A 12,555-nucleotide genomic window follows, 5' to 3' on the forward strand; every position below is an offset into this window, starting at 1 on the left:
CAGCCTCCTTTATGGAGGCTGTTTTTGGTTTAAAATAACTTAGGTGTCGGTGGAGTGCCCGTTTTTTTATCTGCTTCATCATGAAGGGATCTTCCATCTCTCGGATTGCGCGATTCTTCAAAATTGTCATCGTGGTCCGCCAGTAAATGCTCTTCTTCGGAGTTGCGTCCAAATGGCGCCGGCCCCAAGTTCGGATCTACTCCTGGAGATTGGTCATCCTGTCTTCTATGGACTCCATCGTCACTATTAATGATGTCCTGCCCCGTATCTGCTCCAAGCCCCGGCTCATGCTCCATCAACTTTTCTTCCGGGTTGCTTTCATCAGCAGTGCTGTTTCCCGTTGTCGGATGGATGCTGTCTCCTTTTAGACGGGAATCCTGGCCTTGATCACTATGATTCGAAGCGCTATATTGTCCTTCACGAGGAAGTTCTGTCGTATAGGTTTCATCAGAACGGATGCCTGTCGTCCCTAGATCGGTGCCAACTACATCTTTGTCATGAATTTTTTCATCACGGTGTCTCCGGTCATCCCGTTCGATGTCCCGGCCAAAAGGTGCCATCGCCGTATTGCGTTTTTCTTCATCGCTGTCAATTGTGCGTGTGTCGTCGTCGAACGAAGAATAATTGTCCTGTTCTCTGGATGAACCGCCTTCTGTATAAAGCAAGATTGCCCCATTCTCAAGGCTTTCCTGATACAGGTCAATATCGCGCTGCTCCAAGTCCATTTGCTTTAATTCTTCCCGCACACTGTCTTTGCCTGTGAAGAAAGTTTTAAATTTGCTTCCTAATGAACCGGTTTCATGAGTTTGCAGCTCATGGCGGTCATCAACTGCGCCAAGCACCGAATCGTCATCTACTAACACATGTATATCGCTCTCATGATATCCTCGCATTTTCAATTCTTCCACTTTGCTCAACATTTCTTCTTGACTGTATACTAATATAAATTCTCGGTTTCTTGAATTCATCTTTTTCAGCCTCCTATTAATCGATTTAATATATGTCTACCCTTAGCCTTGGAAATCTAAAACCTATCCGTACAGATTCAAAATGCCTCAATTTCCAAATTTTGATTAATTTAATACTGTCGATATAGTTAGGCACGGAGTCTGCTGCTTGCAAATAGAAAATCATAAAGAAACCTTTGCCTGGATAAATTGGCAAAGGTTTCTTGTTTTTTTATTAAAAATGCATTACTGTTTTCTTTAATGTGTTTATTTTATTTCTTTTTGTCATGTTCCGGCTGAGTCGTAAATGAAATATGATTTTCCTCTTTCATCAATAATGGATCATGCTGAAATGATTCTCCCCGATCGAATCGATCTTGAGGATCATCAAAGGTATTATCTACCGAATTTACGAATTCATTTGTTGAAGCTTGGACTGGATTGCCCTCCCGGTCCCGGAAATGGCTTTCCTCAATCACTTCATCAATGCCTTTGCGGCCGCCATAGACATAGAGAAGAATGCCGCCTTTGTCAATTTCATCAGAATATCGCTTCGTTTCTTCATCGGAAAGATCTAACGACTTCACTCCACCGCCATTATCATGGCTTGAGAAAATGCCTTTAAACTTTTCTTTAAACGAACCTGCTCCTTCGGTTTCCACATCCGTTTGATGTTCAATGCGATCGAACTGATCCATATCTTTTGCCATGACATGGATTTCACTTTCATCGTATCCTTGCTGCTTTAGATCATTGATTTTATTTAATAAATCATTTTCAGCATATACAACTGCAAGTACTTTTTTTTCGTAGCCCATGTGCAAACCTCCAAAGAATAAAGTATTTTCCTATCTTTACCCTATATCAAAGAAGCTTTAAACTTACATTAGCCTTCAGTGGTTGCCAATCCCAGCCGTTCAAGCAAAACAGCTTCTATAGTAGCGGGTCGTTTCCAGAATAGAAGCATACAAATCCTTTCCTAATTGCTTTTACATTATAATTATTTCCCTTCTAGGTATAATTTACCTTATATTTTTATTTGTAAAATAGGACTTAAAAAGGCAGTATATTTTGAATATTGGTGCTATCATGAGGATTACAGAATAAGTTACGTAAAACACAAGTTGTGGAGGCGGATATTATAGTACTTAACAATCTTTCAACTTTTAATTTTTCAGAAGCCGCTGCGAAGTCAGAAAAGAACTCTCCTACATGGATGACTGATATTCTGCCCATTCAAATGGAAAGGAGAGAATCAATGAATACAGGTTTGCGCCTCAAATACCACCGGCTGAAAAAAAGAATCAGCCTAGAAGAAACTGCTTCAGGGATTCTCTCTCCGAGAGAATTGAAAAAAATAGAATCCGGCCTTAAAGAGCCGTCATTGCGCGATTTGGAAGCATTGTGCAAGAAACTTGAAATTTCTTTGGCCCCTAAAGAAAACCCGATTGGCCAAGTATTAGTTAAGAATTTTAAAACTTCATTGCTTCATCCTCAAAACAAAGGAAAAATCATGGAACAGTATGCTGACATCCACGATCACCCGTTGCTTTTTGTGAATGAGGATATTGAGCTGGAATACAATATTCAGCAAATTCGCTATTTTATCATTACAGGTGATTTGGACAACGCGGAAGAAAAGTTGAAGGAAATGGAACGCTTCAAAGAATTTATGAACCAAGAGCAGTTTTACTTGTTTCATAAATACAAGGGAAATTATCATTACATTTTGAATGAATTTGAAACAGCACTTAAGACATATCAAATGGCTGAGAAAATAGCTCCTAATAGTTCTACTTCTTCAGAAAAAGGAGATTTATTTTATTCTATTGGAATTACAGCTACGCAATGCTGGGAAACTGAATTAGCTTTTCAATACACAGAAATGGCTTTAAAAATTTATCAGCAAGAATTTATCCCTAAACGAATTGTAGAATGCCATATCAATATGGGAATTACTCACAACAGACTGGGTAATTACAAGATTTCAATAGAACATTATCAAAACGCTTCAACCATCGGAAGAAAACTTGAAATTGAAATTTTAAAGTTTACTACGGAATACAACCTTGGCTATAATTATTTTTTAAACCAAGAGTATGAACTAGCTATAAACCATATGGAAACTGCCTTGACTTTCATCCCACCTGAATACATCGCTGATAGTCTATTAAGTTATTGCCTAATTATTATGTCCGAATTAGAACTAGATAATATGGAATCAGCAAAAAAATGGGGAGAAAAAGGAGTTTCACTCATCAAATCTAAAAACTTAAATTTAGATTCCCCTACTAACCAAGCTTTCAAAGAATCTTATATACAATTTATGTGTTTGATTCACTTAATAAATAATAACTTTAAAGAGTTTGAGGACTTAACACTGATTTATTTGATTCCAAGTTTGAAGGTTCATAAAAACTTTTATGAACTAGGATATTTTTATAGTCAGCTGGGTAATGTATACTACAAACAAGCCCTTTATGAAAAATCTGCAGAATATTACAGAAACTCTCAAAGAGCTTACAAAAATTTGATTAGAAAAAGCTGAGGAGTGAAGGTAAATGAAAAAGAGTACTGCTTTACTTTTTACCGCAATATTAGCATTAACCAGTCTTTCTTTAGGTAATGCGACTGCGGAAAATGAAGACGTAGCAAATGGATTCCGAGTACCTGAACCTTGGTCCGTTGGAACCGAAGTCGCCAACTGGCGTGTTCCTGAACCTTGGTCCGTTGGAACTGAAGTCGCTAACTGGCGCGTTCCTGAGCCTTGGTCCGTTGGAACTGAAGTCGCTAACTGGCGTGTTCCTGAGCCTTGGTCCGTTGGAACCGAAGTCGCCAACTGGCGCGTTCCTGAACCTTGGTCTGTTGGAACCGAAGTCGCCAACTGGCGCGTTCCTGAACCTTGGTCCACTGGAACTGAAGTTGCGAATGGTTTCCGCGTTCCTGAACCTTGGTCTGTAAAAGAGAACTTCAAAGCTTAATTTTAAAAAAACAGCAGCCGCTCTGAGGAGCGGCTGCTGTTTTTTAGTTATTCTTTTTCTCATAGCCTGGCTTACCAAGCAATTCGAACATATTTTGTTTATACAGTTCCACTCCTGGCTGATCAAATGGATTCACGCCGGATAAATAGGCACTCATCGCGCACGCCTTCATGAAGAAATAAAGGAGATAGCCTGTATGGAAAGCATCTACACGCTCCACTTCAATCGTCAGGACAGGCACTCCGCCTTCAACATGCGCCAATGCAGTAGCATTCATCGCTTGCTGGTTGACTTCATGCATTGTTTTGTCTGCCAAGTAATTCAAGCCGTCGCCATCTTCTGCATCAAATGGTATTTTGCTTTCGTGTTGATCTTCTGTAAAACTAATCATCGTTTCAAACAATGTACGGCGACCATTTTGAAGAAATTGCCCCATGCTATGCAAATCCGTCGAGTAAATAACGGATGCCGGGAAAATTCCTTTCCCTTGTTTCCCTTCACTTTCACCGAATAATTGTTTCCACCATTCGTTTAAGCCAGCCATCGCGGGTTCAAAGCTGGCCATCACTTCGACAGAATGGCCTCTTGCATTTAAAATTTGGCGATAGGCCGCATAAAGATATGCATCGTTTTCAAAAACATTTGCTGATGCCAATTCTTGTTCTGCTTGGGCTGCCCCTTCGACCAGTGCCCGAATATCTACTCCAGCGACAGCTAAAGGCAATAAACCTACCGCTGTCAGAACCGAGTAGCGCCCGCCGATATCAGAAGGAATTTCAAAAGATGTGTAACCGCTCTGTTCAACCGATTTGCGAAGTGCGCCTTGCGTTTTGTCAGTAGTCGCAATAATCCGGTCAGCCGCTTCTTCTCCGTATTTTTTCTGCATCCAGTCACGCAGTACCCGGAACGCGATCGCTGGTTCGGTAGTTGTACCCGATTTAGAAATAACATTCAATGTTACTTCTTTTCCTTCGATATAAGCTAAAAGCTCTTCCAGATAACGGCCGCTTAAGTTTTGGCCCGCGTAAATGACATCCATTTCATTCAAACCGAAAGACGGTTGAAGAAGGTCTTGCACCGCTTTTGCCCCCAAATATGAACCGCCGATGCCGATGACTATCAATACATCTGAATTCGCACGAAGCTTTTGTGCCGTCTGCTCTATTCGAGCCAGTTCGTCCTGATCAAAATTTGTTGCCCATTCGAGCCAGCCCAGGTATTCAGCTCCGGCTCCTGTTTTTTTATGGATCTTGTGATGCGTCGCTTCAATGAAATCCTGAATTGCGGTTATTTCGTCTTTTTCAATGAATTGTGCTGTGTACTTATCATTCAAAGATACTGTTTTGATAAAAACCACCATCCTTTTTTTAGTATCTTCAGTTTACCATGATTTGGCTTGATCAATAATAGATATGTAAAAAGTCTTACTTTTTATAGCAAGTAAAACCCAATTCCCATTATCAGATAAGCAGCTAGCAGTGTTAATCCTTCAAACCAGTTGGATTCGCCGTCATTCATTACATTAATAGCAAGAAATACCGCTGTAATCATTGCCACAAGCTCAGATATTGTAAAGACCAGGGGCATTTGAGTAGGCATAAATAGCGAAATCAACACAAGAACCGGTGCAACAAACATCGCAATTTGCAAAGTGGAACCAATCGCAATTTCAACTGCAACATCCATTTTGTTTTTCATTGCCATAATTAATGCCGAAGCATGCTCGGCCGCATTCCCTACAATTGCGACAATGATGACTCCAATGAATAATTCAGACCAGCCAAACTGCTGGCCAACTTCTTCAAATGTATGCACTAAATTTTCTGAGACATAGGCAACAATCAAAGTAGCGGCAAACAAAACAACGATGGCTTTGCGCTTCGACCATTCAGGCTCTTCGTGCTCAGTATCCATTTCGGGATCAGCATGGGCATAAACTCCGCGGTGAGTTACCAATTTGAAAAACAGCCCCGCTAAATACAGCAAAATCATAATAATGGAAATGCCTACACTCAATTGGATCGTTTCCGTTTCGTTCATACTCGCTGAAAAAATTTCTGGAATAACAAAAGCAACCACTACAGCAAAAATTAATAACCCCGAGTTATGCGAGGCATCATGGATACTGAATTTTTGTCTTTTAAATTTAATGCCTCCCAGGAAAAAGGAAAGGCCGCCGACCAGCAGCAAATTCCCTAATACCGATCCGGTGAGAGAGGCAAGCACTACGCCAATCAGACCCGCTTTCAGAGCAAAAATGGAGATAATGAGTTCTACTGCGTTTCCGAAAGTAGCGTTGAGAAGACCACCGATGCGCGGACCGCTGACAATAGCCAAACTTTCCGTAGCCCGTCCCATAAAACTTGATAACGCGACTACGCTGACTGAACAAATGATAAACATTGCTACGCTAGGCCAGTGCAGGAATGAACCGATGACGGTTAGCGGCACACCAATCAATACAATGATGCCAAATATACGATTCATACAATCCTCTCCTAAATTCGTTTTATGCTTTCATACCCTTCTTTTTAAAAAGATTAACGCGTTTCCAGAGGTAAAACAAAACAAAACAAATCAGCTCGTATTTTTTTGAAAAAAGACAAAAAAAAAAAAACACCTCAAAGAGGTGCTTTTACATTTACTGATTTTGGCCTTTGTCTTTTTCACATTCTTTGACAAAACGGTCAAATATTTTTTTAGAAGCCTCATCACCTTGAACGGCAAATTCTTCCGGATGCCATTGAATGCCCATGACAAACTGATGTTTATCACTTTCAAGCGCTTCAACCAAGCCATCTGCCGCACGGGCAGCAACTCGCAATTCACTTGAAACATCCTTAACTCCTTGATGATGGAAAGAATTGACGTGAAAATTCTTTTCCCCCATGATCTCCAGCAATTGGCTGTTTTCCTCAAGCTCCACCGAATGCGTGCGGTGCGTCCGCATCGCCAGTTGCTTGTGCTGGAACAACTGCCCTTCAAATTGGGCCTCAAGGTCCTGATAATTTGTACCGCCTAACGCAATGTTCAACATTTGAAAACCACGGCACATTCCAATAAACGGCTTATCCAGTTTCAGGAAATTTAAAATCAATTCTTTTTCGTATTGGTCGCCACCCGGATAAACTGCGCCCAAACGAACATGCGGTTCTTCTCCGTAAAGCGTTGGATTGATATCGCCCCCGCCTGTGACTATCAGCCCGTCTAATCGTTCACATAAGGCTGGAATGTCTTCTTCATCAACAATCGGAACAATCAGCGGCAATCCGCCTGACTGTAAAATAGCTTTTCCATAGACCGGGTCAAGTGTGTAAGTCTGGTCTTTTTCAACACGTGCTGTAATCCCAATGACTGGTTTTAGTGAATTCTTCATATATTTAAATTCCTCTTTTCATTAAAAGCATGCTTACGATATATACCCACTCTAAAGGAAGTATAAACGTTCACCATCATTGAATACGACTTTGAAGCACCCATGCAAAACAGCTTTCAAGGTACTTTCTTACGAGAGAAAACACCTTGAAAGCTGTCTGCCGAATCCTTTTATAGCCTCAAAACTGCAGAAGGCATTTTCACGGAGCTTCCGGCGGATTGAATTGATAGCGTTTCAAATCAATTTTTCCGCGCATATCCACTTCGATTCCTTCTTCTTCAAGAAATGCCTGTTGTGCATAACGGGCTTCCTCATTTTGAATAACAATTTGTCCCTGTGAATTGACCACTCGGTGCCATGGCAGCTGGTGTTTACTGCTCATGCTGTGCAGCAATCTTGCAACTTGCCTCGCTCCCCGCGGACTGCCTGAACAGGCTGCGATTTGTCCATACGTCATCACTTTTCCGCTTGGAATATTTTTGATTGTTTGAATTGCCTTTTCAGTAAATGCCTGCATTGCTGTTCCACCTGACTAACCCATTATTTATTCGATGGCTTTGCTGTGCATCTTGGCTTCAGCCAGCAAATCCCCTTGACGATACCGCTCTACAACCCCTCGGCTAAATTCATACAACGGAAGTTTTGCAGTTTCAATTGCCAAGCCCTTACTATTGTAATGAACCATTTTATAATAATCAATCATGTGGTCAATCAGTTCTTCCAAACCGTGAAGTGACTTCTCGTCTTCATGCTGGAAAGCTTTGTTTAAATGGATCGACTTGGCATCTTCAGCGTAACGTCCTTCTAACATGTCTATATCTTTTACTGTTTGGTCAAACAACAATTGTTTTCTTTCATAGCGGTAATGATGTCTCCAATAAACAAATAATTCTTTGGCAACTCCCAGTTTTTTCGCACCTTGAGATGCACTTAATCCTTGCTCCACACATAATTCGTACATGATTTTCTTCAAGGATTTCTTGTATTCGCGTTCAATGACTCCTTTATATTGCAAAAATCTCATGTCTATTCCTCCTCCTAAAGTAGCTGTTTGCTTTGTCACCAGGCATGGATCACTGTTAAACGTTTCGATATCTTTTAATGACATCAATTTCTTCTACAGAGATTAACTTCTTATAAGTTGAGGTATTATGGATTTTTTCACATATATAAAAGGTAGAAGGCTTCTGATTGGCTACTCCTTTTTTTAACTCCGAAATTTTTCTTTCTTCCCCTTTATAGTCCGCTCCCAAATGAAAGAAAGCATAGCCATTGTCACTTCCCCACTGGGCTATTTTCAGCAATAACGCTTTCATGGCATTAGAATCTTCCGCATCTTCTAAGCTTCCGTCCAAATGGTGGTAAATCGTGTCTCCCATAGTCAGTACGTAGCACGCTGAAACCAATTTATTTTCACAATAAGCTCCAAACAGATGAAGGTTGGAACCGAGCGAACTGATAAGCGATTCAAAATAATCATTTGTAAAAAAATAATAGCTATCCGCTTCTTCTCTTCGTCGCACTGCCGAATAATACAAAACAAGAAACTCGAACATGTGGCGGACCGTACCCAGTTTTTTTATAATGATTCCCTTGTTCTCGATATTCATCAGCTCTTCTTGCATGCCTTTGGGTTGTTCCAATTGAACGGTATAGGTTTCATATAAAGGCAGCAGCTTGAAATGATCTTTAAAAAATTGTGCATTGTCCAAAAGTGGATGAAAACGGATAAATTCCGCAATGATCTTTTCTTTTTCGCAAAAACCGAAAAATTCTTTTATGAAATTGGCGGCCAAGTTCGCCGCGTTCTTTTTAGCTTTCAGCAAAGGCCCGCCATAACCAAATGGTGTGGTAATGTCAAAATAACCTGGTTCGCCATTTTCTATCTTCCGCTTGATGAAAGGATAGACCACTTCTCCCTCGTCGTCGGTATAATAAAACATCAAAGATTCACCGGGGTCTAATTTCATAGCGCTTTGAAAGTATTGGCTCGTGTAATAAATATCTGTGACTTGTAAAAAGTCGAGAATTTTTTGCCAGCGCATATGATCCTGTATGGCAATAACCTCATACATGTATTTCACCCCTGTTTCTTCACTCAAGATTATTTAAAAACCGTTTGAAGCTTCGTCGACGCATCCTTGTTTTCCCGACGGCCAGTTTTAAAGAGTGTATCCATCATTTCTAAGATGAAAGCAATAAGCGTGCCAATGATGAAGCCGAATGCTCCGGCAATCCCCAAACTGAAAACCAAACTGTTTTCAAAAGGTGAAGCGGTCGCTTGGTCGGCGGCGTTTGGAATCACCGACACGTTTTTGGATTGCATCATGTTGGGCACCTCTTCTTTAAATGTCAAAGCAACTGCGTCGGCAATCAGAGCTGCTTCTTCTTTATTGAGGCTTGTAACCGTAATATTTAAAACTTGGGAGTCGATAGCTTCAGAAACAGTGATTTTCTCATGCAGTTCGGGGATATTCATATCGAGCTCTAGCTTCGTTATAACTTTCCCTAAAACTTCCGGGCTTCTTAAAGCAATGCTGTACATATCAGCTACTTGTGGATCTTGTTCTGTTAAAGGCATATCTGTCGGCGGAGAGATGCTCGTCAATTGTTCAACTAAAATTTGGCTGGTCGCTTTATACTCTGGCATCAAGACAAATTGAGATAAAAACCAGACCATTCCAACAGATAGAAACGTAATTCCTAAAATTAGTTTCAGCCGTTTTCTTAAATTTTTCATGATACTGAAAATCAGCATTTTTTGGCCCACCGAATATTCCTCCTTTTAAGCACATTGCCTCATTAAATATTAGGTTTCTTAAAATTCAGATAATTGTAGTTCATTTATATCATATTTTCTTAGTCCTATCTACACTTTTATGTAAAAAACTTAAAAATTATTTGTAAATACTAAGCAATTAGACTCTCGAAAGCTAATAATTTTCCAGCGTCTTTCCTAAAACAGGATAAAATGCCCTTGCTCATTTTTTTCTGAATTAAATAAAAAAAGCATCACTTCTTTTTAGAAGTGATGCTTCCAAGCTATTGAGAAACCTTTACGATCTAAAACATTCCGCTTCAGGCGGACGCTTTTTGCAGGCTCGCGCCAAGCCGCTTTATTCTATTTTCTTGCTTTTTTACAAAGATCTACGTAGAGAGAAGGAATAAAATGAAGCACCTCGTAGTTTCTTGCCTTCTCATTGGTATAAAACAAAACAGCGGAGAAAGTCGTATTGCTCCTGTCTCTGCATCGCTGCGCTAGCTTCGAGACAAAAAAGTACGTTGCAGCGCTATGCACTCCGTCGCAAAGCCCTGGGTCTCGCAAGCTTCGACCAATAACTTCGCAGCCGGTTTGCGGAATATCGGTTAATAAGTCAAATCTTTCTCAACAAACTAAAAGCATCACTTCTTTTTAGAAGTGATGCTTTTCCTTAATTCTTCCATAAACCGATAATTCCATTTCTGCGGTAGATAATTTCGTGGCTTTCCAGATTTTTCAACACACGGGATAATGTCTGATGCGGTATATTCATTTCCACCGTAATTTCTTTGATGGTTTTAAAAAGAACACCTTCAGGAGTTGCGTTTCTTAAGAAGTACTTAATAAACCTCTCCCCTGTTTCCGCAATTCGGTTGGATTCGTTCATAAAACATACGCGGCTTTCTTTTATCAATTCGTGGTCCATAAATGGCTGTGTTTCAGATAATTGACTTCTTGCAGATACCATACCGTCGCCTCCCATATCTTTACTTTTTATTTTTCTTATTTACATATATACCCTTAATTTTACTGATTATTCACTCATATGTAAATTTATCGTAAAAAAATCATTTTTTTGTTTGAAACCATCAAAAAGCCCGTCCTTAAAGGACGGGCTTGGATGTTAGCATTTATTCCTTCATCGCCTTCTCAATAAAATCTTTTAAAACATGTACACCGGCTATGCAATCATTTAGCGAGGACCATTCTTTCGGATTATGGCTGATGCCTTCTTTGCTTCTGACAAATAGCATAGCCACTGGTATATGCCGTCCGAGGACCATAGCATCATGCCCGGCCCCGCTTGGAATGTAAGTCGGCATAATTCCGAATTTCTTTAAAGAGTCTGCCAGTTTATCTTTTAGGTTTTCTGCTATTGGAATAGGCTGGATTTTCGTGTTTTGTTCAAGATTCAGTTTTATCCCCCTGCTCTCCGCTATACTTTTGGCTTCTTCAGTAATCAGGTCCAATAAGCGGTCACGTGTCTGTTCCTGGATATCCCGTATATCGACGTTCAACACTACGCGCTCGGGAATTACATTGGCCCCGTTAGGAAATACTTCCATTTTTCCGACCGTAGCTACTGCCGTTTCGCTGACTTGTTCCGGAAATCCAGAAACCTTCTGAATAAACTCGGCAGCCGCTACGAGCGGATCTCTTCTGCCGATCATCGGCGTATTGCCCGCATGCCCGGCTTCCCCGATAAACTCCACCTTTAACCAGGCAAGCCCGGCAATGCCGCTGACAATACCGACAGGCTGGTTGTCCCGTTCCAGCTTTTTCCCTTGTTCAATGTGTACTTCCACAAAAAGTTCCAATTCCGTGATATCCCGCTTCGCTTCTTTAAAAGCTTGAAGCGAACTGCCATAATCCTGCAGTACCTGCTCAAGGCCCTTATTATCAAAATCCCGCAGCTGCAGCACTTCTTCTTCGCTTATTTCTCCTGCCATGGCCCGGCTTCCGCTTAATCCGCTATTAAACCGGGACCCTTCCTCATCTGTAAAAATGATTACCTCGTACGGTTTTTCAGGTGTATACCCGGTGTCTTTCCACGATTCAACGACTTCAAGAGCTGATAAGACGCCTAAGGGACCATCGAAATTCCCGCCATTCGGCACACTGTCCACATGGGAGCCGGAAGCAATCGCTTTTGCAGCGGTGTTCTTTCCTCGTAAACGGCCGCTGACATTTCCCGCACCATCTTCAGTGACTTGTAGTCCTGCTTCTTGCATCCATTTTTTCACCAGTTCTTTTGCTGTTTTTTCTTCCTGTGAAAATCCAGGGCGCTTAACTCCCCCGACTTGTGTAAATCCAATCTGCGACAATTCGTACAGCCGGCGGGCAAGACGCTCTCCGCTGACGCCCGAATGAGATAAGGCGCTGTCGTAGTCTTTCATCAATTCTTCAAATACTGGGTTATGTATTGCCATTATTAAAGTCCTCCAATCGCTTAAATTCAATATGGCGAAGTCCATTGCCGGACATCGCCAC

At 41.0% G+C, this 12,555-nt stretch carries 13 protein-coding genes; 2 read left to right on the top strand and 11 right to left on the bottom strand.

The genetic code is table 11. From position 1 onward, the window contains the following. Positions 1-29 precede the first annotated feature (29 nt). On the bottom strand, positions 30-968 hold the full coding sequence (locus tag HU147_RS04640; protein ID WP_224075126.1) for a general stress protein: 939 nt from the start codon (positions 966-968) through the stop codon (positions 30-32). Between the two features lie 251 nt (positions 969-1,219). Next, positions 1,220-1,765, bottom strand: coding sequence for a general stress protein (locus tag HU147_RS04645; protein ID WP_224075127.1), 546 nt, complete (start codon positions 1,763-1,765; stop codon positions 1,220-1,222). Positions 1,766-2,073: 308 nt separating this feature from the next. Here HU147_RS04645 and HU147_RS04650 point away from each other — a divergent pair, with 308 nt between their 5' ends. Both HU147_RS04650 and HU147_RS04655 read left to right on the top strand, forming a co-directional pair. Next, positions 2,074-3,495, top strand: a complete 1,422-nt coding sequence (locus HU147_RS04650; RefSeq protein WP_224075128.1) for a helix-turn-helix domain-containing protein — start codon at positions 2,074-2,076, stop codon at positions 3,493-3,495. A gap of 13 nt (positions 3,496-3,508) precedes the next feature. Next, positions 3,509-3,928, top strand: coding sequence for a hypothetical protein (locus tag HU147_RS04655; protein ID WP_224075129.1), 420 nt, complete (start codon positions 3,509-3,511; stop codon positions 3,926-3,928). A 43-nt stretch (positions 3,929-3,971) separates the two neighbouring features. Here the strand turns inward: HU147_RS04655 and HU147_RS04660 are convergent, their stop codons facing one another. From HU147_RS04660 to HU147_RS04700, 9 genes are all read right to left on the bottom strand, one after another. Further along, a complete protein-coding gene (locus HU147_RS04660) occupies positions 3,972-5,276 on the bottom strand; it encodes a glucose-6-phosphate isomerase (RefSeq protein ID WP_440137290.1) in 1,305 nt (434 codons plus the stop codon). Positions 5,277-5,359: 83 nt separating this feature from the next. Continuing rightward, positions 5,360-6,415, bottom strand: a complete 1,056-nt coding sequence (gene cax, locus HU147_RS04665) for a calcium/proton exchanger (protein ID WP_224075131.1) — start codon at positions 6,413-6,415, stop codon at positions 5,360-5,362. Positions 6,416-6,569: 154 nt separating this feature from the next. Continuing rightward, complete coding sequence (locus tag HU147_RS04670) at positions 6,570-7,304, bottom strand: gamma-glutamyl-gamma-aminobutyrate hydrolase family protein (RefSeq protein ID WP_224075132.1); 735 nt, start codon at positions 7,302-7,304, stop codon at positions 6,570-6,572. Positions 7,305-7,503: 199 nt separating this feature from the next. Next, entirely contained in the window at positions 7,504-7,821 is a 318-nt protein-coding gene (locus tag HU147_RS04675; RefSeq protein ID WP_224075133.1) for an MGMT family protein, read from the bottom strand. A gap of 27 nt (positions 7,822-7,848) precedes the next feature. Further along, positions 7,849-8,328, bottom strand: a complete 480-nt coding sequence (locus HU147_RS04680; RefSeq protein ID WP_224075134.1) for a hypothetical protein — start codon at positions 8,326-8,328, stop codon at positions 7,849-7,851. A gap of 55 nt (positions 8,329-8,383) precedes the next feature. Continuing rightward, complete coding sequence (locus HU147_RS04685; protein WP_224075135.1) at positions 8,384-9,379, bottom strand: GNAT family N-acetyltransferase; 996 nt, start codon at positions 9,377-9,379, stop codon at positions 8,384-8,386. Between the two features lie 29 nt (positions 9,380-9,408). After that, entirely contained in the window at positions 9,409-10,074 is a 666-nt protein-coding gene (locus HU147_RS04690; protein WP_224075136.1) for a YveK family protein, read from the bottom strand. Positions 10,075-10,735: 661 nt separating this feature from the next. Further along, positions 10,736-11,032: a MarR family transcriptional regulator gene (locus HU147_RS04695; RefSeq protein ID WP_224075137.1), complete on the bottom strand. Its 297-nt coding sequence runs from the start codon at positions 11,030-11,032 to the stop codon at positions 10,736-10,738. Between the two features lie 163 nt (positions 11,033-11,195). Further along, positions 11,196-12,494 (bottom strand): Zn-dependent hydrolase, encoded by a 1,299-nt coding sequence (locus HU147_RS04700; protein WP_224075138.1) that lies wholly within the window; start codon positions 12,492-12,494, stop codon positions 11,196-11,198. Positions 12,495-12,555 lie beyond the last annotated feature (61 nt).

Source organism: Planococcus chinensis, from assembly GCF_020071995.1.
Taxonomy (GTDB): domain Bacteria; phylum Bacillota; class Bacilli; order Bacillales_A; family Planococcaceae; genus Planococcus; species Planococcus chinensis_A.